This is a genomic window from Pseudomonas sp. GW821-FHT07G10, from assembly GCF_059418545.1.
The window spans coordinates 107,552-134,449 of record NZ_JBWKQB010000002.1 but is presented as its reverse complement, the minus strand read 5'-3'; the positions used below and the strand labels follow the sequence as shown (position 1 = coordinate 134,449).

Below are 26,898 nucleotides of genomic sequence, written 5' to 3'. Positions count from 1 at the left end.
TCCCATGATCAAACTAGAAAACGTCAACAAGTGGTACGGCAGCTACCATGCTCTGGCTGACATCAACGAAACCGTGGCCAAAGGTGAAGTGGTCGTGGTCTGTGGCCCGTCTGGTTCAGGCAAGTCGACGATGATTCGCACCCTCAACCGGCTGGAAGCCATCCAGAGTGGCAACATTTTCATCGACGGCGTGGACATCTATGAGCGCTCCGTCAGTGTCAATGCACTGCGTAGCCGGATCGGCTTCGTGTTCCAGCAGTTCAATCTGTTTCCACACCTCACCGTGTTGCAAAACTGCACCTTGGCACCGCGCCGCTTGCGCAAGCTGCCCGCCAAGGAAGCGGACGACCTGGCCATGAGCCTGCTGGAGCGCGTCGGCCTGGCCCACAAGGCCGGCGCCTATCCCGGTGAGCTCTCGGGCGGTCAGCAACAGCGCGTGGCCATCGCCAGGGCACTGGCGATGAACCCGCCGGTGATGCTGTTCGATGAGCCCACCTCCGCGCTGGATCCGGAAATGGTCGGCGAGGTGCTGCAAGCGATGAAAGGTTTGGCTAAGGAAGGTATGACCATGGTCTGCGTCACTCACGAGATGGGTTTCGCGCGTGAAGTGGCCGATCGAGTGATTTTCATGGATCAGGGCAAGGTGCTCGAACGAGCGACGCCCGAGACATTCTTCCAGCATCCCGAGCACCCGCGCGCGCAGCGCTTCCTGTCCGATATTCGCTCGCCATTGGCCGGCGGCGGTATGTCGCTGGCGTCTTGAATGGAGTGCAGCAGTGCGGCTCAACCGCCGCGCTGCTGTACGTTACCGGCAGTACTGACCCAGACGATCCGAGCGTGGAAAAGTGACTATGCAGTTTGACGTTAAACCTGTCTTCGACCCGGATAGCTGCACCTACAGCTACCTGATCAGCGACCCGAAGACCCGCTGCTGCGCGATCATCGACCCGGTGCTCGACTACGATGCCGCCGCCGCGCGCATCTCGTACGCCAGTGCCGACCACCTGATCGAACAGGTGCGCACCAACGGGCTTGTGCTTGAGTGGATTCTGGAAACCCACGTGCATGCCGACCACCTTTCGGCTGCCCGCTATCTGCAGGGGCAACTGGGCGGACAGATCGGCGTTGGCGATCGTATTCCCCTGGTGCAGAGCACCTTCGCCAGGCTGTTCGACGCCGAAGATGGATTCAAGGCAGACGGCAGTCAGTTCGACCGCCTGTTCGCCGACAGCGAAACATTCCACATCGGTGAGCTGGCCGTCCGTGTACTGCACACCCCCGGCCATACTCCGGCTTGCGTGACCTATCTGATCGAAGATGCGGCTTTCGTCGGCGACACCCTGTTCATGCCCGACTGCGGCACGGCCCGCTGCGACTTTCCCGGTGGCGACGCACATCAGTTGTACCGTTCGATTGGCCGGCTGTTCGAGCTGCCAGGTAGCACCCGCCTGTTCATGTGCCACGACTACAAATCCCCCGGCCGCGACGTCTACCGTCACCAGACCACGGTGGACGAGGAGCGCGCGCACAACATCCATGTCGGCCAGGGCATCGGCGAAGTTGAATTCGTTGCCTTGCGCACTGCGCGCGACAAAACCCTGAATCAGCCCAGGCTGCTGCTGCCGTCAGTGCAGATCAACATGCGGGCCGGGGAGAGCCCCGTGGCGAAGGCCAATGGCATCAGCTACCTGAAGATTCCGCTCAATGTGTTCTGAATCCTTTTATTGAATTCAGGCAGCGCGACATGGATAACCTCTTTAAGAGTCTAAATGGCATGCAAGTCACCACTCATAGCAAAGATTTTGCAACAACCGGTCAAATAGCCCCGGAAGATCTCAACGAAGCGGCCAGGCTAGGATTTAGCTCAATCATCTGTAACCGACCGGATCATGAAGGTGGCGCGGATCAACCTGCCAGCGCAGCCATTCAAGCCGAAGCCAAACGGCTGGGCCTGGACTTTGCCTATCTCCCGGTCCAGCCCAATAACATCAGCGACCGTGATATCCAGCAATTCGGCCAACTGTTGGGTACTTTACCTGCACCCGTTTTGGCGTTTTGTCGTACCGGTAATCGCTCAACCCAGCTCTACCAACAAGCGTCGGCGAGCGCCGCTCGCAGCGAAGTCGCCACAGGTCGCGCCAATATCAGCGCCGACATCGTGGTCATTGGTGGAGGATCGGCGGGCATCGGTGTCGTGGCAAGCCTGCTCAAGCGTGCTCCCGATCTGCAGATCACGCTCATTGAGCCCAATGACAAGCACTACTACCAACCGGCCTGGACGCTGGTTGGCGGGGGGGCGTATGACGTGCGCAAGACCGTCAGACCCATGTCGCAGGTCATTGCGCGTGGCGCAACCTGGATCAAGGCTGCTGTGGTCGAGGTCCAGCCAGACAGCAAGCGCCTGTCGCTGAGCGATGGTAAAAGCGTTGCTTATCAAAACCTCATCGTCTGCCCGGGGTTGAGGCTTGCCTGGGAAAAAATCGAAGGGCTGGAAGAAACCCTGGGCAAGAATGGGGTGACGTCCAACTACCGCTATGACCTATGCGCCTACACCTGGCAGATGGTGCAGGGATTACGCCGCGGTACAGCCCTCTTTTCCCAGCCAGCCATGCCGATCAAATGTGCCGGCGCCCCGCAAAAGGCCCTGTACCTTTCCTGCGATCATTGGCAAAAATCAGGCGTGCTGCAGGACATTGATGTCGAGTTCAATCTCGCTGGCGCAACGCTGTTCGGCGTGGCGGCCTTTGTCCCGCCGCTGATGAAGTACATCGAGAAGTATAAAGCGCAGCTGAAATTCGGCTCGAATCTGGTCAAAGTCGACGGCCCGGCCAAAACAGCCTGGTTCGAAAGCCTGGACGAGCTCGGCAAGCCCACTCAGTGCGCCAAAAAATTCGACATGCTCCATGTGGTCCCGCCACAGGTGGCCCCCGACTTCATTCGCAGCAGCCCCTTGGCGGACTCAGCAGGCTGGTGCGAGGTAGATCCGGCGACGCTGCAACACAGCCGCTATCCGGACGTATTTGCGCTTGGCGATATCTGCTCCACCAGCAACGCCAAAACCGCTGCCGCAGCCCGCAAGCAAATCGTCGTAGTGGCCAAGAACCTCCTGGCGTTGCGCCGCCATCAACCCATGTTGCTGCGCTACGACGGCTACGGGTCGTGCCCGCTCACGGTCGAAAAAGGCAAGGTGGTGCTCGCAGAGTTCGGCTACGGCGGGAAATTGCTGCCATCGTTCCCCCTGGACCCGACTGTAGCCCGGCAGTGCGCATGGTTCCTGAAAGCCAGATTCCTGCCCTGGTTTTACTGGAACGGCATGCTCAAGGGGCGTGAGTGGCTGACCAGTCTCTCCAAGGCTGAGTGAGGGTCCAGCATGCTACTTAGTGGAATGTTCGGGATAGTCATTGGCATCATTCTTGGCCTTACCGGTGCCGGTGGCGGCATTCTGGCCGTACCCGCGCTGGTGATCGGCTTGGGCTGGTCCATGACGGCGGCAGCCCCCGTGGCGCTGTTTGCCGTCAGCGCTGCGGCGACGTTAGGGGCCATGGATGGACTCAGGAAAGGGCTGGTACGTTATCGCGCAGCCCTGGTGATGGCGCTGTTGGGCGCCGTGTTCTCGCCCTTGGGCGTACACATTGCCCATTCGCTGCCCAACACTGTACTGATCTCCCTGTTTAGCATGGTGATGGTCATTGTGGCGATACGCATGATTCGACAGGTGCGCGGCAGTAAGGCTGAAACCGCAGACACTGAGCAGCGCTGGCAACACAAAAACTGCATGCTCAACCCTGAGACCGGCCGCCTACGCTGGACACTGAAATGCTCAACTACCTTAGCCCTCGTCGGCTCGCTCTCAGGGCTGTTAACGGGGATGCTCGGTGTGGGTGGAGGGTTCCTGATCGTGCCTGCATTTCAACAATTTTCAGACATCAGAATGCATGGCATCGTGGCTACCTCGCTCATGACCATTGCCCTGATCTCAGCCACTGCGGTGACGGGTGCTATTCACGCAGGTGCCCACATAACGGCTACAGGTGGGGTTTTTATAGCCACCAGTGTCGGCGGGATGCTGTTGGGAAGAATCATCTCTCCCAGGATTCCCGTCAAAGCCATACAACTCGGTTTTTCTGCGGTGTGCGTTGTGGTTGCTGGCTACCTGATGCTCAAAACCTGGATGTAGAAAACATAATCAGGATGGCCGCTGCTTACTTTTCCAGGGAGTGCGGCTGAATTACGTCTTCATCTGCCAGATGGCTGCGGGTATTCCATCCGGCGGCATTGCCTGACATTGAATGCCCCCCAGCGACTACTACGCCTGGTTGGGAGAACCAAAGTCTGCACACGGCAACCAGACGAAAGCGGGATGAGGAAAACGGACAAACGGCTCTCTAAACAAGCAGAACCCCCCGAAAATCGGGGGGTTTAGGCATTGTGTCTAACTATGTTGTCTTGTGTCAGACAGACCGCTGGCTGTGGATAACTCACTCCACCGTTACAGATTTCGCCAGGTTGCGTGGCTGGTCAACGTCCGTGCCTTTGAGCACCGCGACGTAGTACGACAGCAGTTGCAGCGGGATGGTGTAGAGGATCGGCGACAGAATGTCGTGGATGTGTGGCATGTTGATAACGTGAGTACCTTCGCCATTGGTCATGCCGGCCTGTTCGTCAGCAAAGACGATCAACTCGCCGCCACGGGCGCGAACTTCCTGCAGGTTGGATTTGAGTTTCTCCAACAGTTCGTTGTTCGGCGCCACGGTGACCACCGGCATGTCGTTGTCGACCAGCGCCAATGGGCCGTGCTTCAGCTCACCGGCCGGATAAGCTTCAGCGTGAATGTAAGAGATTTCCTTGAGCTTGAGCGCACCCTCCATCGCCACAGGGTATTGCGCGCCACGGCCGAGGAACAGGGTGTGGTGCTTGTCGGCGAACAGCTCGGCAATTTTCTCGACCGTGCTGTCCATCGCCAGGGCTTCACCCAGGCGAGTCGGTAAGCGACGCAGCTCTTCAACCAGCTTGGCTTCCATACCATCTGCCAACGTGCCACGTACCTGGCCCAGGGACAGGGTCAGCAGCAACAGCCCGACCAGCTGAGTGGTGAAGGCTTTGGTCGAGGCCACGCCGATTTCGCGACCAGCCTGGGTCAGCAGGGTCAGATCGGACTCACGCACCAGTGAACTGATCCCAACGTTGCAGATCGCCAGGCTGGCGAGGAACCCCAGTTCCTTGGCATTGCGCAGCGCCGCCAGGGTGTCGGCAGTTTCGCCGGACTGCGAGATGGTCACGAACAGGGTGTCCGGTTGCACCACTACTTTTCGGTAGCGGAACTCGCTGGCGACTTCGACCTGGCACGGAATCCCGGCCAGCTCTTCCAGCCAGTAACGGGCAACCATACCGGCGTGATAGCTGGTACCGCAGGCGACGATCTGCACGTTACGGACCTTCGCAAACAGCTCTGCAGCCTGCTGACCGAATGCCTGGACCATTACCTGATTCTGGCTGAGACGACCTTCCAGCGTACGTTGCACCACAGACGGCTGTTCGTGGATTTCCTTGAGCATGAAGTGGCGGAACGCGCCCTTTTCGGCCGCTTCGGCGCCATCGCGATATTGCACGGCTTCGCGTTCGACCGACTGACCGTTGACGTCCCAGATCTGCACGCTATCGCGATGGATCTCAGCGATGTCGCCCTCTTCCAGGTACATGAAACGGTCGGTGACCTGCCGCAACGCCAATTGATCGGAAGCCAGGAAGTTTTCGCCCAGCCCCAGGCCGATCACCAACGGGCTGCCACTACGTGCCGCTACCAGGCGATCAGGTTGGCGGGCGCTGACAACCGCCAGGCCATAAGCGCCGTGCAGTTCTTTGACAGTGGCTTTGAGTGCCACGGTGAGGTCACTATGGTGTTTGAGTTTGTGGTCCAGCAGGTGGGCGATGACTTCGGTATCGGTCTCCGAAGTGAACACATAATCCAGCGCTTTCAGTTGCTCGCGCAGAGCTTCATGGTTCTCGATGATGCCGTTGTGCACCACCGCCAGATCACCGGAGAAATGCGGGTGGGCATTGCGCTCGCACGGTGCGCCGTGAGTCGCCCAGCGGGTGTGAGCGATACCGAGTCGACCCGCTAGCGGCTCACCGGCCAGGGCTTGTTCCAGCTCGCTGACCTTGCCCGGGCGGCGAACGCGCTCAAGCTTGCCGGCATTACTGAAAACCGCCACGCCCGCGCTGTCATAACCGCGGTATTCCAGGCGCTTGAGGCCTTCGAGCAAAATGGCGGTGATATTCCGTTCAGCGACCGCGCCAACAATTCCACACATGCTATTTCTCCTGGCTGACTGCCGCGCAAATCAAGTTAATGCCGCGAGCCTGAATCTGTTCGCGTGCCTCGAGTGGCAAACGATCATCAGTAATAAGGGTATGGACGCTGCTCCATGGCAGCTCCAGGTTGGGGATTTTGCGGCCGATCTTGTCGGCCTCGACCATTACGATCACTTCACGGGCCACTTCCGCCATCACCCGGCTGAGGCCAAGCAGTTCGTTGAAAGTGGTGGTGCCACGAATCAGATCAATGCCATCGGCACCGATGAACAGCTGGTCGAAATCATAAGAGCGTAGTACCTGCTCGGCGACCTGCCCCTGGAAAGACTCTGAATGCGGGTCCCAGGTTCCGCCGGTCATCAACAGCACGGGTTCGTGCTCCAACTCGCTCAAGGCATTGGCAACATGCAGGGAGTTGGTCATGACCACCAGACCTGGCTGTTGGCCGAGTTCCGGGATCATCGCGGCGGTAGTGCTGCCGCTGTCGATGATGATCCGCGCGTGTTCGCGAATCCGCGTAACGGCGGCGCGTGCGATGGATTGCTTGAACTTCGAGACGGGCTGGCCGATCTCGCTGACCAACTCTTGCGGCATGGTGATCGCGCCACCATAGCGGCGCAACAACAGACCATTGCTCTCCAGGGCAGCCAGATCCTTGCGAATCGTGACTTCAGAGGTTTCGAAACATTTGGCCAACTCATCCACACTGACTTCGCCCTGCTCATTGAGCAAAGCGAGAATGTTGTGACGACGTTGTGGTGTATTTCGTTTCGACATGGGCTTATAAGTTTCGTTTCGAAAGATAGCGAAGGCAATCAAAACCTATCTGAAGAAAATCGTCAAGCGGGCGGAATGAAAAAGATCTGTGGATAAAAACATCGCGGGCAAGTCTCGCTCCTACAGATGATAACGTCTCTAGGAGCGAGGCTTGCCCGCGATAGCTATCTCATGAGCGCCACAGACGCCGAATCCTAAACGCTCTGTGGATAACTCAGCTCTTCTTGATTTTCACCGGCCGTTTCCAGCCATCGATATTGCGCTGACGAGCGCGGCCGACTGCCAACTGTTCGACACCCACGTCAGAAGTAATGGTCGAACCCGCCGCCGTGGTCGCTCCAGATGAGATATCCACAGGCGCCACCAACGAGTTGTTGGAGCCGATGAATACGTCTTCGCCCAGTATCGTCTTGAACTTGTTAGCACCGTCATAGTTGCACGTGATGGTGCCAGCGCCAATATTGGTGCGCGCGCCAACCTCTGCGTCGCCCAGATAGGTCAAATGACCAGCCTTCGCGCCTTCGCCCAGGTGGGCATTCTTCAACTCTACAAAGTTACCCACATGGGCGCGGGCTTCCAGCACAGTCCCCGGACGCAGTCGAGCAAACGGGCCGGCATCACTGCCCTCGCCCATGACTGCACCTTCGATATGACTATTGGCCTTGATTACCGCACCTTTGCGCAGGGTGCTGTCTTTGATCACGCAGTTCGGACCGATGACCACGTCATCTTCGATGACCACCCGACCTTCGAGAATCACGTTGATGTCGATCAGCACATCACGACCGACACTGACTTCGCCACGCACATCAAGGCGCGCCGGATCACGCAACGTCACGCCCAGCGCCATCAAGCGACGACCTTCGCGCAATTGGTAATGGCGTTCCAGCTCAGCGAGTTGCTTGCGATCGTTGGCGCCCTGCACTTCCATGGCGTCATGGGGTTGCTCGGTGGCGACGACCAGACCGTCGTTGACCGCCATTTCGATCACATCGGTCAGGTAGTACTCGCCCTGGACGTTGTTGTTCGACAAGCGGCCCAGCCAATCAGCCAAACGCGCGCCAGGCACCGCGAGAATCCCGGTGTTGCCTTCGCAAATGGCCTTCTCGGCGTCAGAGGCATCCTTGTGTTCGACAATGGCAGTGACGTTACCCTCGGCATCGCGGACGATCCGGCCGTAACCGGTCGGGTCTGCCAGGGTTACGGTCAACAGTCCGAGTTGTTCAGGGCTGGCTTTCTTCAGCAGACGCTGGAGCGTCTCAACTTCAATCAGTGGCACATCACCGTAAAGGATCAGCACATTTTCAGCTGTCAGAAACGGCAAAGCCTGAGCGACGGCGTGACCCGTGCCGAGCTGCTTGTCCTGCAAGACGAAATTCAGATCGTCTGCGGCGAAACGTTCGCGCACCACATCGGCACCATGGCCGATGACTACGTGGATGCGCTGTGGATCAAGTTGCCGGGCGCTGTGGATAACATGACCAAGCATGGAATTGCCCGCGACCGGGTGGAGAACTTTCGGCAGTGCCGAACGCATGCGAGTGCCTTGACCGGCAGCGAGAATAACGATTTCGAGAGACATGACTGGCTACCAATCCTGGGTGGTCAGCGGCTGTGACCAGAAAGTGAATTGCACAAAAAGAAAAAGGGTAGCCGAGGCTACCCTTTTTAATCAATCACACAAAAAGCTGATGGCTTAGCCGCCGAACTTCTTGCGGATCTGCTGGACGGTGCGCAGCTGAGCTGCAGCCTCGGCCAGACGAGCGGCAGCAGAACCGTAATCGAACTCCGCGCCTCTTTCATGCAGGGCCTTCTCGGCAGCCTTTACGGCTTCCTGAGCGGAGGCTTCGTCCAGGTCGGCAGCACGTTGCACAGTGTCGGCAAGAACCTTGACCATGTTCGGCTGAACCTCGAGGTAACCACCGGAGATGTAAAACACCTCGGCTTCCCCACCCTGTTTGATCAGGCGGATCGGACCCGGCTTCAGTTCAGTGATCAGCGGAGCGTGACCTAGAGCGATACCAAGATCACCCAGGCTGCCGTGCGCGATCACCATCTCGACCAGACCGGAAAAGATTTCTCCTTCCGCGCTGACGATATCGCAATGGACTGTCATAGCCATCTGCTTGCCTCAACCTGATTAGCGCCCGTTGCCGGGCGCCGGGATTACAGTTTTTTGGCTTTCTCGATCGCTTCTTCGATGCTGCCGACCATGTAGAACGCTTGTTCTGGCAGGTGGTCGTAGTCACCGTTGAGGATGCCTTTGAAGCCAGCAATGGTGTCTTTCAGGGAAACGTATTTACCCGAAGCACCGGTGAAGACTTCAGCCACGAAGAACGGCTGCGACAAGAAGCGCTGGATCTTACGAGCACGGTTTACCAACTGTTTGTCGGCTTCCGACAGCTCGTCCATACCCAGGATCGCAATGATGTCCTTCAGCTCTTTGTAGCGCTGCAACACATACTGCACGCCGCGAGCGGTGTCGTAGTGTTCCTGGCCGATAACCATCGGGTCCAGCTGGCGCGAAGTCGAGTCCAGTGGATCGACCGCTGGGTAGATACCCAGGGAAGCGATGTCACGGGACAGTACGACGGTGGCGTCCAAGTGGGCGAAGGTGGTCGCTGGCGACGGGTCGGTCAAGTCATCCGCCGGTACGTATACCGCCTGGATCGAAGTGATCGAACCTTCCTTGGTCGAAGTGATACGTTCTTGCAGAACGCCCATCTCTTCAGCCAGGGTCGGCTGGTAACCTACTGCCGAAGGCATACGGCCCAGCAGTGCGGATACTTCAGTACCGGCCAGGGTGTAACGATAGATGTTGTCGACGAACAACAGTACGTCGTTACCTTCGTCACGGAACTTCTCGGCCATGGTCAGGCCAGTCAGTGCTACGCGCAGACGGTTACCCGGCGGCTCGTTCATCTGACCGTAAACCAGTGCAACTTTGTCCAGAACGTTGGAATCCTTCATCTCGTGGTAGAAGTCGTTACCCTCACGGGTACGCTCACCCACACCGGCGAACACGGAATAACCGCTGTGCTCGATGGCGATGTTACGGATCAGTTCCATCATGTTTACGGTTTTGCCTACACCGGCACCACCGAACAGACCGACTTTACCACCCTTGGCGAACGGGCAAACCAGGTCGATAACCTTGATACCGGTTTCCAGCAGGTCGTTGCCGCCAGCTTGTTCAGCGAAGGATGGCGCAGGGCGGTGAATGCCCCAGCGCTCTTCGGTGTCAATCGGGCCTGCTTCGTCGATCGGGTTGCCCAGAACGTCCATGATCCGGCCCAGAGTCGCTTTACCGACCGGTACGGAGATGGCTGCGCCGGAGTCGATAACGCCCAGACCGCGCTTCAAGCCTTCGGTGGAACCCATCGCAATGGTACGAACTACGCCGTCGCCCAGCTGTTGCTGAACTTCCAGGGTAGTTTCCGCGCCTTGTACTTTCAGCGCGTTGTAGATGCTCGGTACGCTGTCGCGTGGAAATTCCACGTCGATAACGGCGCCGATGATTTGAACGATACGTCCGCTACTCATAGCTGGATCCTCTGAATATTTGAACCGTTAAACCGCGGCAGCGCCGCCGACGATTTCCGAGATCTCTTGGGTGATCGCAGCCTGACGCGCCTTGTTGTAGATCAGCTGCAAATCGCTGATCAAATCACCGGCGTTGTCAGTAGCGTTCTTCATCGCGATCATCCGCGCTGCTTGTTCAGCTGCGTTGTTCTCGACCACCGCCTGGTACACCTGCGACTCCACGTAGCGCACCATCAAGCCGTCAAGCAGCTCTTTGGCGTCTGGTTCGTAGAGGTAGTCCCAGTGATGCTTGAGTTCTTTTTCCGGGGTCGCCACCAATGGAATCAACTGCTCCACGGTAGGCTGTTGCGTCATGGTGTTGATGAACTTGTTGGATACCACGGACAGGCGGTCAATACGGCCGTCCAGGTAGGCATCGAGCATCACCTTGACGCTGCCGATCAGATCATTGATCGACGGCTCTTCACCCAGGTGGCTGATAGCAGCGACTACGTTACCGCCGAAGTTGCGGAAAAATGCCGCACCTTTGCTGCCGACCACGCACAGATCGATCTCTACGCCGCGTTCGCGGTTTACCGCCATGTCCTTGATCAAAGCCTTGAACAGGTTGGTATTCAAACCACCGCACAAACCACGGTCACTGCTCACTACAACATAACCGACGCGCTTGGTTTCGCGGTCGATCATGAACGGGTGGCGATATTCCGGGTTGGCGTTGGCCAGATGACCAATAACCTGGCGGATGCGCTCCGCGTAAGGACGGCTAGCAGCCATGCGCATTTGTGCCTTGCGCATTTTGCTGACCGCCACTTTTTCCATGGCGCTGGTGATCTTTTGCGTGCTTTTGATGCTCGCAATCTTACTGCGAATCTCTTTTGCGCCTGCCATGTAACACCTATCAGGTTAGCAAGCGGGAGCCTCTCGGCCCCCGCTGCGGCTTACCAGGTTTGGGTGGCCTTGAACTTTTCGATACCGGCTTTGAGGCCAGCGTCGATTTCGTCATTGAAGTCACCCTTCACGTTGATCTTCGCCATCAAATCGGCGTGATCGCGGTTGAAGTAAGCAATCATGGCCTGCTCGAAGCTACCGATTTTTTGAATCTCGACGTCAACCAGGAAGCCACGTTCAGCGGCATACAGGGACAACGACATGTCGGCGATGGACATCGGCGCATATTGCTTCTGCTTCATCAGCTCGGTAACGCGCTGACCATGCTCAAGCTGCTTGCGAGTGGCTTCGTCCAGGTCAGAAGCGAACTGGGCGAATGCAGCCAGTTCACGGTACTGAGCCAGAGCGGTACGGATACCACCGGAAAGCTTCTTGATGATCTTGGTCTGAGCGGCACCACCCACACGGGATACCGAAACACCGGCGTTCACAGCCGGACGGATCCCGGAGTTGAACATGGCCGATTCCAGGAAGATCTGACCGTCGGTGATGGAAATCACGTTGGTCGGAACGAACGCGGAAACGTCGCCAGCCTGGGTTTCAATGATTGGCAGAGCGGTCAAAGAACCGGTCTTGCCAGTCACGGCACCGTTGGTGAACTTCTCTACGTACTCTTCCGAAACGCGGGATGCACGCTCCAGCAGACGGGAGTGGAGATAGAACACGTCGCCTGGGTAAGCTTCACGGCCTGGTGGACGGCGCAGCAGCAGGGAAATCTGGCGGTAGGCCACTGCTTGCTTGGAGAGATCGTCATAAACGATCAGCGCGTCTTCACCGCGGTCGCGGAAGTATTCGCCCATGGTGCAACCGGAGTACGGTGCCAGGAATTGCAGCGCAGGAGATTCGGAAGCACTGGCAGCCACGATGATGGTGTTTGCCAGGGCGCCGTTTTCTTCCAGCTTGCGAACCACGTTAGCGATGGTCGATTGTTTCTGACCGATTGCTACGTAGACGCAAAAGATGCCGCTGTTTTTCTGGTTGATGATCGCGTCGATCGCCAGAGCGGTTTTACCGATCTGACGGTCACCGATGATCAGCTCACGCTGGCCACGGCCGACAGGGATCATGGCATCGACAGCCTTGTAGCCAGTCTGTACAGGCTGGTCTACCGACTTACGCCAAATCACGCCTGGTGCAACTTTCTCGACCGCATCGGTCTCGGTGTTGTTCAGCGGACCTTTGCCGTCAACTGGGTTACCCAGTGCGTCGACTACGCGACCCAGCAGTTCCTTACCAACTGGAACTTCGAGGATGCGGCCAGTGCACTTGGCGCTCATGCCTTCAGCCAGAGACTGGTAAGAGCCCAATACAACAGCGCCTACAGAGTCTTGCTCCAGGTTGAGGGCCATACCGAAGACGCCGCCCGGAAACTCGATCATCTCGCCGTACATGACGTCGGCCAGACCGTGAATCCGCACGATACCGTCAGATACGCTGACGACAGTGCCTTCGTTACGGGCTTGGGAGGTCACATCGAGCTTGTCGATGCGGCCCTTGATAATTTCACTTATTTCGGAAGGATTGAGTTGCTGCATTGCTCTGCTGCCCCTTCAAACTCAAGATTTCAATGCTTCGGCAAGGTTCGCGAGTTTGCCGCGAATCGAGCCATCGATAACCAGGTCGCCGGCGCGAATGATGACACCACCGATAAGGGTGGCATCCTCCGCAACTTGCAGGCGCACTTCCCGGTCGAGTCGTGCACTGAGAACCTTGGCGAGTTTGTCTTGCTGTTCTTGGTTCAATGCAAAAGCACTGGTGACTTCCACGTCTACCGATTTCTCTTGTTCGGCCTTGTACAGGTCAAACAGAGCGGCGATCTCCGGCAAAAGCTGAAGACGGTCGTTCTCGGCTGCAACGTGAATGAAGTTCTGTACCTTCACATCAAACTTCTCGCCACACACGTCAATAAACGTGGTGGCCTTGTCTGCGCTCGTCAGTCGCGGGGCCTTGAGCACGCGCTGCATGGTGTCGTCTTGCGACACTGCTGCAGCCAGGCCGAGCATGGCTGACCAAGAGGCCAGCTGCTGGTGGGCCTGGGCGTGCTCGAAGGCTGCCTTAGCGTAAGGTCGGGCCAACGTGGTCAGTTCTGCCATGATCGCCCTCGCTTAAATTTCAGCAGCCAGTTTGTTAACCAGCTCCGCGTGCGCGTTTTGATCGATTGTGGCACCCAGGATCTTCTCGGCACCGCCAACGGCCAGAGCACCCAGTTGGGCACGCAGCGCGTCTTTGACACCATTCAGTTCCTGCTCGATCTCGGCCTGAGCCTGAACCTTCACACGTTCAGCATCGACACGGGCTTTATCAACAGCCTCATCGACGATCTGATTACCGCGTTTCTTGGCTTGCTCAATGATTTCGGCTGCCTGAGCTTTTGCTTCGCGCAGTTGTTGACCCACTTTATCTTGGGCCAATTCCAGGTCGCGAGCTGCTCGGGCGGCAGCGTCCAGTCCATCCGCGATCTTCTTCTGACGTTCGTGCAAAGCCGCGATGACCGGAGGCCACACGAACTTCATGCAAAACAGTACAAAAATGAAGAACGCAACGGACTGGCCAATCAGGGTTGCATTAATGTTCACGCCAACACCTCGCTCGTTCGTTGTCCATCACACTTGCTCAACTCGAAGAACCGAGTAATTAGTGAGCGAGTTGACCAACGAAAGGGTTCGCGAAGGTGAAGAACAGAGCGATACCAACGCCGATCATGGTTACGGCGTCGAGCAGACCGGCAACGATGAACATTTTAACTTGCAGCATTGGAACCATTTCTGGCTGACGCGCTGCGCCTTCCAGGAACTTGCCGCCCAACAGGCCGAAACCAATTGCGGTACCCAGTGCGCCCAGGCCGATCAACAGTGCAACAGCGATAGCGGTTAGACCAACTACAGTTTCCATCTTTCCTCCCGACTTTTACGTCGTATGGTTTAGGTTTTTTAGATTAAAGCGGTAAAACAAAATCGTTTGATACATCAGCCCCAATGGGCACCCTCGCGCCAAAACGAGAGGGTCATCAGACTCGCCAGGCGGGTCTTAATGGTTCTCTTCGTGCGCCATCGACAGATAGACGATGCTGAGCATCATGAAGATAAACGCTTGCAGGGTGATGATCAGGATGTGGAATACAGCCCACGCCCATTGCAGCACCACGCCCAGGCCGCTGAGCCAGAGCAGGCCGCTGCCGAACATGACAGCGATCAGGATGAACACCAGCTCGCCAGCGTACATGTTGCCGAACAGACGCAGTGCCAGAGAGATCGGTTTGGCAACCAGCGTCACGAATTCAAGCAGGAAGTTCACCGGAATCAGCAGAGCCTGAACGAAAATGTTCTTGCTGCCGAACGGGTGAAGGGTCAGTTCGCCGATGAAACCGCCGATGCCCTTGACCTTGATGCTATAGCAAATGATCAACGCGAACACCGACAGGGACATGCCCAGAGTCGCGTTCGGGTCAGTGGTCGCAACGGCGCGGAAGACCAGATGTTGGTCCCCGGAAATCATTGCGGCCAGTTTAGGAATCCAGTCGACCGGTACCAGGTCGATAGCGTTCATCAGGAATACCCAGACAAAAATCGTCAGGGCCAATGGCGCGATCAACGGGTTACGGCCGTGAAAGGTGTCTTTCACGCTGCCGTCGACGAACTCGATCAGAACTTCAACAAAGTTTTGCAAAGCACCTGGTTGACCGGAAGTCGCCTTCTTTGCCGCCATGCGGAAAAGAAGGACGAAAATCAGACCCAACGCAACAGACCAGCCGAGGGTATCGACGTGGAATGCCCAGAAGCCCATTTCTTTGGCTTCTGCTGCGGTGTGGGCAAAACCCCAGCCACCGTTAGGTAGATGACCGAAGGTCAGGTTCTGCAAGTGGTGCTGGATATAGCCCGAAGCGGTTTCTGCTGCCATGGTTGCCTCAAACGCCCTAAGGTCTCGAAAGTCTTGTTTTCATTAGCAGGGGAGCGAACCAGCTGACCAGTTGGGTCAGCACGAAGACGCCAAATACAGCTAATGGCGCCAATGGCTTCACACCTGCAAACGTCAGTGCAAACAGCACAGCCGTCAAAATCAGTTTGCCCGCCTCGCCAGCATAAAAAGACCGGACGATGGCTTGAGCTGCTCGGGCGCCGGAAAACCGAAATGCCCTGTGAGCGAAATACACATTGGGCAGCAAGGCTATCAGTCCTCCGCAGAGTCCCGAGTATCCGGCTACGACTCCATGCCATCGCCAGAGCGCCAAAGCGGCGAGCAGCAAAACGACAAATTGAGCCAATAACACCGGAAATACCGCCAAGCGATGGAACGGCAAGCGGTTTGGCGTGCGGCTTTCCATCACTATTGCCCCCCAAGGGCCGGCTACCAAAATTCAATAACTTGGCATAATTTGTGCCGACAAAATGCGCGCAGAGTATAGGGGCGGTTCTGCCCCTATTCAACTGCCAGGTAGTGATTTCCGTCTGCGCGCTACATATGGATCTGTTTCAGCGGATGTGTGCGAGAACGCCTTGCAACTCATCGAGTGAGTTATAGCCGATGACCAACTGTCCTTTGCCCTTCTTTCCGTGGCGGATCTGCACCGCAGAGCCCAGGCGCTCAGCCAGACGCTGCTCGAGACGGGCAATATCAGGGTCAGGTTTGGTGGGTTCGGCAGGCTCCTGTTTACCACTCAACCACTGGCGAACCAGGGCTTCAGTCTGGCGAACAGTCAGGCCACGTGCGACAACGTGTCGCGCCCCTTCAATCTGTTGATTTTCCGGCAAACCCAGCAATGCACGTGCATGACCCATTTCCAGGTCACCATGGGACAGCATCGTCTTGATTACTTCAGGCAATGTGATCAAGCGCAGCAAGTTGGCCACGGTCACGCGGGATTTACCCACCGCCTCGGCGACTTGCTGCTGAGTCAGCTGGAATTCCTGCTGCAAGCGCTGCAGGGCGACCGCTTCCTCGATAGGGTTGAGGTCTTCGCGCTGGATGTTCTCAATCAGCGCCATGGCGATCGCGGTCTCATCCGGCACATCGCGCACCATCGCCGGGATGGTTTCCTGACCGGCTTGTTGACTGGCACGCCAGCGGCGTTCGCCAGCAATGATTTCAAAGCGACCACCACCGATCGGGCGAACCACAATCGGCTGCATCACACCCTGTGCCTTGATCGACTGAGCCAGTTCTTCCAGCGCTTGTGGATCCATGTCCCGACGTGGCTGGTATTTGCCACGTTGAATCAGGTCCAACGGCAAGTGCTGCAGCTCACGCTGATCTGCCTGCACCGCCTGCTCTTCCAGCAAGCTGACAGTCGGACCACTCAGCAGTGCATCCAGTCCACGTCCGAGACCTCGTTTCTTGACGGCCATGGGGATTCCTTAAGTTGCCTGAGCAGCGGCAGTGCGTGAGTTTTTGCGTTGGCGACGAACCATCTCGCCCGCCAGGGCCAGATAGGCCAGCGCGCCACGGGATTGTTTGTCGTACGCCAGAGCCGGCATGCCATAACTCGGTGCTTCGGCCAGACGAATGTTGCGCGGAATCACAGTGTCGTACAGCTGCTCACCGAAGTGTTCCTTGAGCTGGGCTGAAACGTCGTTCATCAGGCTCAGACGCGGGTCATACATGGTCCGCAGCAAGCCTTCGATTTTCAGGTTCGGGTTCAACAGCTCAGCGATACGCTTGATGTTATCCACAAGGTCGCTCAGACCTTCCAGTGCGAAATACTCGCACTGCATGGGGATAATCACGCCATCGGAAGCCACCAGAGCGTTGAGCGTGAGCATCGACAGCGATGGCGGGCAGTCGATCAGAATGTAATCGTAATTCTCACGGATCGGCGCCAGGGCGCTGCGCAGACGGCTTTCTTTCATCTGCATTTCCAGCAGAACGACTTCTGCCGCAGTCAGATCGCGGTTGGCCGGTAGCAGTTGATAACCGCCATGCTCGGAAAAATGCATGGCCTGGGCCAGATCGCATTCACCGATCAGCAGGTCATAGACCGAATTTTCCAGGCCGTGTTTATCCACACCGCTACCCATGGTGGCGTTGCCCTGTGGATCGAGATCGATCAACAGCACCCGACGCTTGGTCGCGACCAGGGATGCTGCGAGGTTGATGCAGGTGGTGGTCTTGCCCACACCACCCTTTTGGTTCGCTATCGCGAATACCTTAGCCATTCTTGCTTGTGTTCCCAATCATGCCGTGCGGCGCAGTATCAGCAGATGGCGTTGGCCTTGGCAACCAGGTACGGCCAGGGCGTGTTCGCTATCGAGGTGGAAGTCTGCCGGCAATGCTACCAGCTCATCCGCAGGATGAACGCCCTTCATTGCCAGCCAACGTGTGTCGCTATCGCCTAAGTGGCGAGTCCAGTTGCTGAAGTTCTCCATACTGCTGAACGCCCGGGAAATGATCCCGTTGAATGGCAGTTCAGGCTGGAAGGCTTCGACGCGACTGTGGATAACTTGCAGGTTATCCAGTTTTAGTTCGAGTTTGACCTGGGTCAGAAAACGGGTTTTCTTGCCGTTGCTGTCCAGGCAGGTCACTTGTGACTCGGGAAACAGGATTGCCAACGGGATGCCAGGCATCCCGCCGCCGCTACCGACATCCAGCCAGCGACCGTTTTCGATGAAGGACATCACGCTCAGGCTGTCGAGCAAATGCCGTGAAACCATTTCGTCCGGATCACGTACTGCCGTGAGGTTGTAAGCCTTGTTCCATTTTATCAACAGGGCCAGGTAGTCCAGCAGCTGCGCATGTTGGGCGTCTGTCAGGCTGACACCCAGCTGGCGAGCGCCTGTGGATAACTCTTCGGCGTGTTGCGAGGTGACCAACGAACTCAAGCGCTTTGCTCCAACTGACGGCCCGCGCCGCGTTTTTTCAAATGAATCATCAACAGCGAAATCGCTGCCGGGGTAACGCCCGGAATCCGCGAAGCCTGGCCCAGGGTCTCCGGGCGGGTCGCGCCGAGCTTGCTTTGAATCTCTTTGGAAAGCCCCGAGATGTTCGTGTAATCGATATCCACAGGCAACCTGGTGTCTTCGCTGGCCCGCAGGCGAGCGATTTCATCTTGCTGGCGATCAATGTAGCCGGCGTATTTGGTCTTGATTTCAACCTGCTCGGCAACTTGCGGATCTTCCGTGCCCGCGCCAGTCACCGAGATCAGACCAGCGTAGTCGATTTCCGGACGGGTCAGCAGGTTCAGCAAGTTGTATTCGTGAGTCAGCGGCGTGCCGAATTTTTCAGAGATTGCATCGCCTTGTTCGGTGCCAGGGCGAACCCAGGTACTTTTCAGACGCTGTTCTTCCAGCTCGATGCTTTCGCGTTTCTTGCAGAAAGCCGCCCAACGCACGTCATCCACCAGACCCAATTCGCGACCTTTTTCGGTCAAACGCAGGTCCGCGTTGTCTTCGCGCAGGATCAAGCGGTATTCGGCGCGGGAGGTGAACATCCGGTACGGTTCCTGAGTACCCAGGGTAATCAGGTCGTCGACCAATACGCCGATGTATGCCTCGTCGCGACGCGGGCACCAGCTGTCTTTGCCCTGGGCACGCAGTGCCGCGTTGGTGCCGGCCAGCAAACCCTGGGCACCGGCTTCTTCGTAACCGGTGGTGCCGTTGATCTGCCCGGCGAAGAACAGACCGCCGATGACTTTGGTTTCCAGGCTGTACTTCAGGTCTCGCGGATCGAAGTAGTCGTACTCGATGGCGTAGCCCGGGCGAACAATGTGAGCGTTTTCCATGCCACGGATCGATTGCACGATCTGCAGCTGCACATCAAACGGCAAGGATGTGGATATCCCGTTCGGGTACAGCTCGTGAGTGGTCAATCCTTCCGGTTCGATGAAGACCTGGTGGCTTTCCTTGTCGGCAAAGCGGTGGATCTTGTCTTCGATCGACGGGCAGTAACGCGGACCGATACCTTCGATTACCCCGGAATACATCGGCGAACGATCGAGGTTCGAGGCGATGATCTCGTGTGTACGGGCATTGGTGTGGGTAATCCAGCAACTGACCTGCGCTGGATGCTGTTCTTTGGACCCCAGGAACGACATCACCGGAATCGGCGTATCGCCGGGTTGCTCGGTCATTACCGAGAAATCCACAGAGCGGCCATCGATACGCGGTGGCGTACCGGTTTTCAGGCGACCCACGCGCAAAGGCAGTTCACGCAGACGATGTGCCAGGGCGATCGACGGTGGATCGCCGGCACGACCGCCGGAATAATTCTGCATCCCGATGTGGATAAGTCCGCCGAGGAAGGTGCCAGTGGTCAACACCACGGAGTCTGCGAAGAAACGCAGGCCCATTTGGGTGACAACACCACGCACTTGTTCCTGTTCAACGATCAGGTCATCGGCAGCCTGTTGAAATATCCACAGGTTCGGCTGGTTCTCGAGAGTCTCGCGTACAGCGGCCTTGTACAGAACGCGGTCGGCCTGGGCGCGAGTAGCGCGCACGGCTGGGCCTTTGCGGCTGTTCAACACACGAAACTGAATACCACCTTTATCGGTAGCCATGGCCATCGCGCCACCAAGGGCATCGATTTCCTTGACCAGATGGCTCTTGCCGATCCCGCCAATCGCGGGATTGCAGCTCATTGCTCCGAGGGTTTCCACGTTATGCGTAAGCAGCAGGGTTTTTACCCCCATGCGTGCTGACGCAAGTGCAGCCTCGGTACCGGCATGACCGCCGCCGATGACGATCACTTCAAAACGGGAAGGGAAATCCACCACGCACCTCGTGCCTGCTTCTATGGGTTATTCGGATAGACCGGCAAGTATAGGGACTTCGACCTTCTTAAAGAACCCTTTGCACAAAATTTAACCAGCTGTGGATGAATCACAGATAATAGAAATTAAAAGAGAGAGATTTATTAAATCTTTGTTTTTATGTTTATTTCTACTGAGCCTGTTTTCTGTGGATAGATCTATACAGGCCTTTGTTTTCAATGTGTACAGAGATTTATAAGTCTGTGGTCAGGTGGCAATGAGGCCCTTGGATAACCGGTTTAAGCCTGTGGGTAAAAGTGATGGTTGTCCACAGGCGGGGTTTTCCTCAGTTTTCTGGCCCTGTTATCAACTGAGCCTAAGGGCGGTTATTCACAGGGCTTAATCCACAGAAAAGCGCTGAATGGAACAAATTCCACCCACGGCGAAACCACCGAAGCAGTCGATGCCGCCTGCGGTTTAAATAATTTGGAGAAATGTGCAGAGGTGGGAGCCTGGCTTGCCAGCGATCGATGCGATGCGGTTTGTCAGATAGGCCGCTTCGCGAGCAAGCTTGGCTCCTGCAGAGGGAGTGGTGAGGTTATTTGCCGATGCAGAAGCTGGAAAAGATACGGCCAAGCAGATCATCGGAACTGAATGCACCGGTAATCTCACCCAAAGCCTGCTGGGCCTGACGCAAATCTTCCGCCAGAAGCTCACCAGCACCAGCAAGGGTCAATTGCGCACGACCATGCTCGAGTGAGGTACTGGCATGGCGCAAAGCTTCCAGATGTCGCCTGCGAGCACTGAAACTGCTTTCCGAGGTCTGCTCATAGCCCATGCAAGCTTTGAGGTGATCGCGAAGCAACTCCAGGCCTTCGCCGGCAGACCTGGCGCTCAGGCTGATAGTCACGTGGCCATCCTCACTGACTTCCAGCGCGATCGCTTCCCCCGTCAGGTCGGCCTTATTGCGAATCAAGGTTACTTTTGCCGGATCCGGCCGCTGCTCCAGGAACTCAGGCCACAGCGAAAACGGATCAAGGGCTTCGGGGGCGGTGGCATCGACCACCAACAAGATCCGATCAGCTTCACCAATAGCCTTTAGAGCTCGCTCGACGCCAATTTTTTCGACCTGGTCATCGGTGTCGCGTAACCCTGCAGTATCGACCACATGCAGCGGCATGCCATCAATGTGGATATGTTCGCGGAGGATATCCCGAGTGGTTCCGGCAATTTCCGTGACGATCGCCGCTTCGCGCCCGGCCAGCGCATTGAGCAGGCTGGATTTGCCGGCATTTGGCCGACCGGCGATCACTACGGTCATGCCATCACGCAGCAATGCCCCTTGCCCGGCTTCACGCAGTACTGTTGATAACTCGTCACGCACAGTATCGAGCATCTTCAACACATGGCCATCGGCAAGGAAGTCGATTTCCTCCTCCGGGAAATCAATCGCCGCTTCGACATAGATACGCAGGCTGATCAGCTGTTCCGTGAGGTTATGCACACGCTGCGAAAACGCGCCTTGCAACGAACGCAACGCATTTCGTGCGGCCTGTGTAGAACTGGCTTCAATCAGGTCGGCGATGGCTTCAGCCTGAGCCAGGTCGAGTTTGTCGTTAAGAAACGCTCGTTCGCTGAATTCCCCCGGACGGGCCAGACGGCAGCCCAATTGCAGACAGCGCTGAAGCAGCATATCGAGCACGATCGGACCACCGTGGCCCTGGAGCTCGAGCACGTCTTCGCCGGTAAATGAATTCGGCCCCGGGAAATATAGGGCAATGCCTTCATCCAGAACTTCGTCCTGCTCGCTGAGGAACGGGCCGTAGTGCGCAAAACGCGGTTTCAGTTCACGGCCGCTGAAGGCTTTCGCGGCGATGCTTGCGAGCGGCCCGGAGATTCGGACGATGCCCACACCGCCACGACCTTGAGCGGTAGCGACGGCAGCGATGGTTTCACGAGGGACGCTCATAACCCAATATCCAGACAAAAGTGACAGATAGCAAAACGCCCCACTAGGGGGCGTTTTCAGTGGTTATCAACAGAGTAAGTTACGCAGCGGCTTTTTTGGTAGCAGCTTCGATCTTACGCGTGATGTACCACTGTTGTGTGATCGACAGGCAGTTGTTGACCACCCAGTACAGCACCAGACCAGCCGGGAACCACAGGAAGAAGAAGGTGAAGATGATAGGCATCAGCTTCATCACCTTGGCCTGCATCGGATCCGGAGGAGTCGGGTTCAACTGCTGCTGGATGAACATGGTAGCGCCCATGATGATCGGCAGAATGAAGAACGGATCCTTGATCGACAGGTCAGTAATCCACAGCATGAAGGGTGCCTGGCGCATTTCCACGCTTTCCAGGAGAACCCAGTACAGCGAGAGGAAAACCGGCATTTGCACAAGAATCGGCAAGCATCCACCCAGCGGGTTGATCTTCTCTTTCTTGTACAACTCCATCATCGACTGCGACAGTTTCTGCCGGTCATCACCATGTTGCTCTTTCAGAGCCGCCAATTTCGGCGCTACTGCACGCATGCGTGCCATGGATTTGTAACTGGCTGCCGACAGCGGGAAGAAGAGCCCTTTGATCAGCATGGTCAGGAAGATGATCGACCAGCCCCAGTTACCGACCAGCGCGTGGATATGTTGCAGCAACCAGAAGATCGGCTGGGCAATGAACCACAGAATGCCGTAGTCGACAGTCAATTCCAGGCCTGGGGACAACTCTTTCAGTACGGCCTGGCTTTTCGGACCGGCATAAAGCGTAGCGGTCGTTTCAGCCTTGGCGCCTGGCGCAACGGTCAACGCCGGGCCGGTGTAACCAATGATGTAGTTACCTTTGCTGTCTTTACGGGTCTGGACGATGTTGCTTTCGCCTTTCGCCGGAATCCACGCAGTCACGAAGTAGTGCTGCAACCAGGCAACCCAACCACCTTGAACGGTTTCTTTCAGCGAGCCTTTGTCCATGTCCTTCATCGACACTTTCTTGTACGGCTCGGAACTTGTCCACAGGGCAGCGCCCAGGTAAGTAGCGGTGCCGGTAGCAGTGCTGGAAGAAGGATCGGCGCTGTTGTCACGCTTCAATTGCGCGAACATTGCACCGGACCAAGGCTGAGCGCTTTGGTTGTCGATCAGGTAGGAAACGCCTACATCGTACAGACCACGCTTCAAGGTGAAGCGCTTGATGTAGTTGACGCCACCGGCGCTGTATTTCAGGTCGACGATCAGTTGGTCCTGACCGTCAGCCAGTTGATAAGTCTTCTTCTCGGACGAGAATACCGGGCGACCCGATGAACTGGCATCCGGACCGTTGGTCCCGATCAGACCGCTTTGCGCCAGATAGGTCCGCTCACCGCCGTTATCGAACAGCTGGAATGGAATTTCCGGGTGATCCTGACGACGTGGATACAGCGGCAGCTTCAGCTGGGCGATATCACCACCTTGTGGATCGATAGCCAGGTCGAGCACATCCGTTTTGATCTGGATGAGGTCTTTGCTTGCAGCCACTGGAGCTTCGGCTGGTGCACTGGTATCGCTTGCCGCGCGTGGAATGTCGTCACTAACGGAGGCGTTATTGCCAGTCGCCGTTTCCGGCAGGCCCGGTGCGGTAGTACTGGCGGCAACATTCTGAGTCGGCAGGGCAGCCTGACCATAGTCCTGGTTCCATTTAAGAACCATAACGTAGGACACGATTGCCAGGGCGACGATCAGGATCGTGCGTTTAATATCCATGATTACTCGGCCATCGAAGAAGAACGGGAGGTAGGGATAGATGGAACCGGGTCATAACCACCGGGATTCCACGGATGACAGCGACCTAAACGACGAAAGGCCAGCCAGCCACCGCGCAGAAGGCCATGATTTTCTATGGCTTCGTACGCGTAGCAGGAACAACTGGGGTAGAAACGACAGTGACTGGCCATCAGAGGACTAATGGCATAGCGGTAAAACTGGATCGGAACGAGTGCCAGTTTACGCATCGGGACTGTCTACCCCTACAGTTTCGGTTTTGACTGCTGGTACCGGCTTGCTGCGTGCCAGACGTTTCCAGAGTTTGCCGAAATGCTGAATCAATTCGGGGTTTTCTACGTCACCCAAACCTTTGCGCGCGACGATAACGATGTCCCAACCGACCAGATAATCCTGGTGGAGGCGAAACGATTCGCGCATCAGACGTTTGAGGCGATTGCGCTCAACGGAGAGCTTTACGCTCTTCTTGCCGATCACTAACCCCAGACGGGGGTGATCCAGATCGTTGTTACGCGCAAGGAGCAGGAGATTTTTCCCCGGAACCTTGCCGGTGGGGGAGTCAAAGACTGCCTTGAAATGCCGGGGTGTAAGCAGACGCTTTTCCCGACTGAAGTCCTGACTCACCACCAGTACCGGATTATCAAACTGCCAGACGCGCACGACCTTTGGCGCGGCGACGCGACAGGACTGCACGGCCGTTTTTGGTAGCCATGCGAGCACGGAAGCCGTGAGTACGGGCGCGTTTGATGGTGCTTGGTTGGAAAGTACGTTTCATGTCGTGTTACCTGGTTCGTCCACAACGGGCCGGAATGGCCCCCGTTTTAAGAGACCGGCGATTCTAGAGAAAGCAAGCCTCTAGGTCAATTTCCAACCAGCTTTTCCTTAAATTAGATGTCTGTGGGTTTTTGCCGTCTGACAGAGGGTGACCAGATATAGAAATAAAGAAGGGAATTATTTAAAGCTTTTCTGTAAAGCTTATAAAAGCTAGGGTAGCCGGCATCTGTGGATAAGTACCTTCAGGCCTTGCATCACTTGATGTACAGAGAATGACAACCATGGTGAGAAACGGTGTTCTGCCTGTGCTGCGCTATCGGATAAGCTGTGTGTGGAATGCCATGTTATCCACAGGCAGGTTATCCACCGGGTTTGCCCCCCACTTGTACAACGAGCTCAGGCGGGCTTATCCACAGAGCTTATACACATACCATTGGTCGTGTTTTTTATGGATAAGGCGTTGATTCTTCATGACCTGTCAGCAACCTACATGTGGATAAGTGTGCGTCTGGCCGCTACAATGGCGGCTGTTTTTGCCTCACCGGCTTTCAACTTAGGGGATATCCGTGTCAGTGGAACTTTGGCAGCAGTGCGTGGAGCTTCTGCGCGATGAGCTGCCTGCCCAGCAATTCAACACCTGGATCCGTCCACTACAGGTCGAAGCCGAGGGCGACGAGTTGCGTGTCTACGCACCGAATCGTTTTGTTCTCGATTGGGTCAACGAAAAGTACCTGGGCCGCGTGCTCGAGCTACTTGATGAGCATGGCAATGGCCTGGCGCCTGCGCTTTCCTTATTAATAGGTAGCAAACGCAGCTCGGCACCTCGTGCTGCGCCTAATGCACCTTTGGCTGCGGCGGCGTCTCAAGCCCAGGCTGCGGCGACACCTGTGGTCAATGCCCCGGTGCCGACTGCGCCAGCCAAACGCGCTACGCAAAAGGTTGCCCAGGTCAGTGAAGAGCCTTCTCGCGACAGCTTCGACCCAATGGCCGGCGCCAGCTCGCAACAAGCCCCGGTACGCTCCGAGCAGCGCACCGTGCAGGTTGAAGGCGCGCTAAAGCACACCAGTTACCTGAACCGCACCTTCACCTTCGAGAATTTCGTCGAAGGTAAGTCCAACCAATTGGCCCGGGCTGCTGCCTGGCAGGTCGCGGATAATCCCAAGCATGGGTATAACCCGCTCTTCCTTTATGGTGGGGTTGGTCTGGGTAAAACCCACTTGATGCATGCTGTGGGTAACCATCTATTAAAGAAGAACCCGAATGCCAAGGTTGTGTACCTGCATTCCGAGCGCTTCGTCGCGGACATGGTCAAAGCGTTGCAGCTCAACGCAATCAATGAGTTCAAGCGCTTCTACCGTTCGGTCGATGCGCTGCTGATCGATGACATCCAGTTCTTCGCCCGCAAGGAACGTTCCCAGGAAGAGTTCTTCCACACGTTCAACGCACTGCTTGAAGGTGGCCAGCAGGTCATTCTTACCAGTGACCGTTACCCTAAAGAGATTGAAGGGCTTGAAGAGCGTTTGAAGTCGCGCTTCGGTTGGGGGTTGACGGTTGCCGTGGAGCCGCCGGAACTGGAAACCCGCGTTGCGATTCTGATGAAGAAAGCCGATCAGGCCAAAGTCGATCTGCCCCATGACGCTGCGTTCTTTATTGCCCAGCGTATTCGCTCCAACGTACGTGAGCTGGAGGGTGCACTTAAACGTGTTATCGCCCACTCGCACTTCATGGGTCGCGACATCACCATCGAGTTGATTCGTGAATCCCTGAAAGACCTGCTGGCACTGCAAGATAAGCTTGTATCTGTGGATAATATTCAGCGCACTGTCGCCGAGTACTACAAGATCAAGATTTCCGATCTGCTGTCCAAGCGTCGTTCGCGCTCGGTCGCACGTCCACGCCAGGTAGCGATGGCATTGTCCAAAGAGCTGACCAACCACAGTCTGCCGGAAATCGGCGATGTGTTCGGTGGCCGAGATCACACCACGGTCTTGCACGCATGCCGCAAGATCAACGAGCTCAAGGAATCCGACGCGGACATCCGCGAGGACTACAAGAACCTGCTGCGTACACTGACCACTTGATGAAGACCAGCGCAGCTTATTAAGGCAAGGGACT

The 26,898-nt window shown here is 56.7% G+C and carries 26 protein-coding genes and 1 pseudogene; 6 read left to right on the top strand and 21 right to left on the bottom strand.

Annotation, left to right across the window (positions count from 1 at the left end):
• Nucleotides 1-4: 4 nt before the first annotated feature.
• The 5 genes and pseudogenes from AC07O1_RS03845 to AC07O1_RS03825 all read left to right on the top strand — a co-directional run bounded on the left by AC07O1_RS03845 (nt 5) and on the right by AC07O1_RS03825 (nt 4,177).
• A complete protein-coding gene (locus tag AC07O1_RS03845) occupies nt 5-763 on the top strand; it encodes an amino acid ABC transporter ATP-binding protein (RefSeq protein WP_494991028.1) in 759 nt (252 codons plus the stop codon).
• 88 nt (nt 764-851) lie between these two features.
• Nucleotides 852-1,715, top strand: coding sequence for an MBL fold metallo-hydrolase (locus AC07O1_RS03840; RefSeq protein ID WP_495087960.1), 864 nt, complete (start codon nt 852-854; stop codon nt 1,713-1,715).
• 29 nt (nt 1,716-1,744) lie between these two features.
• A pseudogene (locus tag AC07O1_RS03835) lies at nt 1,745-2,101 on the top strand (protein tyrosine phosphatase family protein); the annotation flags it as partial.
• 42 nt (nt 2,102-2,143) lie between these two features.
• Nucleotides 2,144-3,361 carry an NAD(P)/FAD-dependent oxidoreductase gene (locus tag AC07O1_RS03830; RefSeq protein WP_495088187.1) on the top strand — a complete coding sequence of 406 codons (1,218 nt, stop codon included), beginning with the start codon at nt 2,144-2,146 and terminating at the stop codon, nt 3,359-3,361.
• Nucleotides 3,362-3,370: 9 nt separating this feature from the next.
• Nucleotides 3,371-4,177, top strand: a complete 807-nt coding sequence (locus AC07O1_RS03825; protein ID WP_495087959.1) for a sulfite exporter TauE/SafE family protein — start codon at nt 3,371-3,373, stop codon at nt 4,175-4,177.
• Nucleotides 4,178-4,478: 301 nt separating this feature from the next.
• On the opposite strand, the gene glmS is transcribed toward AC07O1_RS03825, so the two are convergent.
• From glmS to rpmH, 21 genes are all read right to left on the bottom strand, one after another.
• Nucleotides 4,479-6,311, bottom strand: a complete 1,833-nt coding sequence (gene glmS / locus AC07O1_RS03820; protein WP_495087958.1) for a glutamine--fructose-6-phosphate transaminase (isomerizing) — start codon at nt 6,309-6,311, stop codon at nt 4,479-4,481.
• Between the two features lies 1 nt (nt 6,312).
• Complete coding sequence (locus tag AC07O1_RS03815; protein WP_495087957.1) at nt 6,313-7,089, bottom strand: DeoR/GlpR family DNA-binding transcription regulator; 777 nt, start codon at nt 7,087-7,089, stop codon at nt 6,313-6,315.
• Nucleotides 7,090-7,303: 214 nt separating this feature from the next.
• Complete coding sequence (glmU, locus tag AC07O1_RS03810) at nt 7,304-8,671, bottom strand: bifunctional UDP-N-acetylglucosamine diphosphorylase/glucosamine-1-phosphate N-acetyltransferase GlmU (RefSeq protein WP_495087956.1); 1,368 nt, start codon at nt 8,669-8,671, stop codon at nt 7,304-7,306.
• 114 nt (nt 8,672-8,785) lie between these two features.
• Nucleotides 8,786-9,211: a F0F1 ATP synthase subunit epsilon gene (locus AC07O1_RS03805; RefSeq protein WP_494991035.1), complete on the bottom strand. Its 426-nt coding sequence runs from the start codon at nt 9,209-9,211 to the stop codon at nt 8,786-8,788.
• Between the two features lie 44 nt (nt 9,212-9,255).
• Nucleotides 9,256-10,632 (bottom strand): F0F1 ATP synthase subunit beta, encoded by a 1,377-nt coding sequence (gene atpD, locus AC07O1_RS03800; protein WP_494991036.1) that lies wholly within the window; start codon nt 10,630-10,632, stop codon nt 9,256-9,258.
• A 27-nt stretch (nt 10,633-10,659) separates the two neighbouring features.
• Nucleotides 10,660-11,520 (bottom strand): F0F1 ATP synthase subunit gamma, encoded by an 861-nt coding sequence (gene atpG, locus AC07O1_RS03795; protein ID WP_494991037.1) that lies wholly within the window; start codon nt 11,518-11,520, stop codon nt 10,660-10,662.
• 50 nt (nt 11,521-11,570) lie between these two features.
• Nucleotides 11,571-13,115 carry a F0F1 ATP synthase subunit alpha gene (gene atpA, locus AC07O1_RS03790; protein WP_494991038.1) on the bottom strand — a complete coding sequence of 515 codons (1,545 nt, stop codon included), beginning with the start codon at nt 13,113-13,115 and terminating at the stop codon, nt 11,571-11,573.
• A 21-nt stretch (nt 13,116-13,136) separates the two neighbouring features.
• Nucleotides 13,137-13,673 carry a F0F1 ATP synthase subunit delta gene (locus AC07O1_RS03785; RefSeq protein ID WP_495010506.1) on the bottom strand — a complete coding sequence of 179 codons (537 nt, stop codon included), beginning with the start codon at nt 13,671-13,673 and terminating at the stop codon, nt 13,137-13,139.
• Nucleotides 13,674-13,685: 12 nt separating this feature from the next.
• Nucleotides 13,686-14,156 carry a F0F1 ATP synthase subunit B gene (locus tag AC07O1_RS03780; RefSeq protein ID WP_494991040.1) on the bottom strand — a complete coding sequence of 157 codons (471 nt, stop codon included), beginning with the start codon at nt 14,154-14,156 and terminating at the stop codon, nt 13,686-13,688.
• A 58-nt stretch (nt 14,157-14,214) separates the two neighbouring features.
• Nucleotides 14,215-14,472 (bottom strand): F0F1 ATP synthase subunit C, encoded by a 258-nt coding sequence (gene atpE / locus AC07O1_RS03775; RefSeq protein ID WP_019694395.1) that lies wholly within the window; start codon nt 14,470-14,472, stop codon nt 14,215-14,217.
• Nucleotides 14,473-14,607: 135 nt separating this feature from the next.
• The gene (atpB, locus tag AC07O1_RS03770; protein WP_494991041.1) at nt 14,608-15,477 is read right to left on the bottom strand and encodes a F0F1 ATP synthase subunit A; all 870 of its coding nucleotides are present in this window, start codon (nt 15,475-15,477) and stop codon (nt 14,608-14,610) included.
• A 16-nt stretch (nt 15,478-15,493) separates the two neighbouring features.
• Nucleotides 15,494-15,901, bottom strand: coding sequence for a F0F1 ATP synthase subunit I (locus AC07O1_RS03765; protein WP_494991042.1), 408 nt, complete (start codon nt 15,899-15,901; stop codon nt 15,494-15,496).
• Between the two features lie 148 nt (nt 15,902-16,049).
• On the bottom strand, nt 16,050-16,922 hold the full coding sequence (locus AC07O1_RS03760; RefSeq protein ID WP_495087955.1) for a ParB/RepB/Spo0J family partition protein: 873 nt from the start codon (nt 16,920-16,922) through the stop codon (nt 16,050-16,052).
• Between the two features lie 9 nt (nt 16,923-16,931).
• Nucleotides 16,932-17,729, bottom strand: coding sequence for a ParA family protein (locus AC07O1_RS03755; RefSeq protein ID WP_494991044.1), 798 nt, complete (start codon nt 17,727-17,729; stop codon nt 16,932-16,934).
• 18 nt (nt 17,730-17,747) lie between these two features.
• On the bottom strand, nt 17,748-18,392 hold the full coding sequence (gene rsmG / locus AC07O1_RS03750) for a 16S rRNA (guanine(527)-N(7))-methyltransferase RsmG (protein WP_494991045.1): 645 nt from the start codon (nt 18,390-18,392) through the stop codon (nt 17,748-17,750).
• Nucleotides 18,389-20,281: a tRNA uridine-5-carboxymethylaminomethyl(34) synthesis enzyme MnmG gene (gene mnmG / locus AC07O1_RS03745; protein WP_495087954.1), complete on the bottom strand. Its 1,893-nt coding sequence runs from the start codon at nt 20,279-20,281 to the stop codon at nt 18,389-18,391. Before mnmG ends, rsmG begins: the two co-directional genes overlap by 4 nt.
• A 577-nt stretch (nt 20,282-20,858) precedes the next feature.
• The gene (gene mnmE, locus AC07O1_RS03740) at nt 20,859-22,229 is read right to left on the bottom strand and encodes a tRNA uridine-5-carboxymethylaminomethyl(34) synthesis GTPase MnmE (protein WP_494991047.1); all 1,371 of its coding nucleotides are present in this window, start codon (nt 22,227-22,229) and stop codon (nt 20,859-20,861) included.
• A gap of 79 nt (nt 22,230-22,308) precedes the next feature.
• Nucleotides 22,309-23,991, bottom strand: coding sequence for a membrane protein insertase YidC (gene yidC, locus AC07O1_RS03735; protein WP_494991048.1), 1,683 nt, complete (start codon nt 23,989-23,991; stop codon nt 22,309-22,311).
• 2 nt (nt 23,992-23,993) lie between these two features.
• The gene (gene yidD, locus AC07O1_RS03730; RefSeq protein WP_074872215.1) at nt 23,994-24,239 is read right to left on the bottom strand and encodes a membrane protein insertion efficiency factor YidD; all 246 of its coding nucleotides are present in this window, start codon (nt 24,237-24,239) and stop codon (nt 23,994-23,996) included.
• Entirely contained in the window at nt 24,232-24,633 is a 402-nt protein-coding gene (gene rnpA / locus AC07O1_RS03725; RefSeq protein WP_495088186.1) for a ribonuclease P protein component, read from the bottom strand. The genes yidD and rnpA overlap by 8 nt, the downstream gene beginning before the upstream one ends.
• 16 nt (nt 24,634-24,649) lie before the next feature.
• Nucleotides 24,650-24,784 carry a 50S ribosomal protein L34 gene (rpmH, locus tag AC07O1_RS03720; RefSeq protein WP_003213577.1) on the bottom strand — a complete coding sequence of 45 codons (135 nt, stop codon included), beginning with the start codon at nt 24,782-24,784 and terminating at the stop codon, nt 24,650-24,652.
• 565 nt (nt 24,785-25,349) lie between these two features.
• Between rpmH and dnaA the strand changes: the two genes are divergently transcribed.
• On the top strand, nt 25,350-26,864 hold the full coding sequence (gene dnaA / locus AC07O1_RS03715; protein ID WP_495087953.1) for a chromosomal replication initiator protein DnaA: 1,515 nt from the start codon (nt 25,350-25,352) through the stop codon (nt 26,862-26,864).
• Nucleotides 26,865-26,898 lie beyond the last annotated feature (34 nt).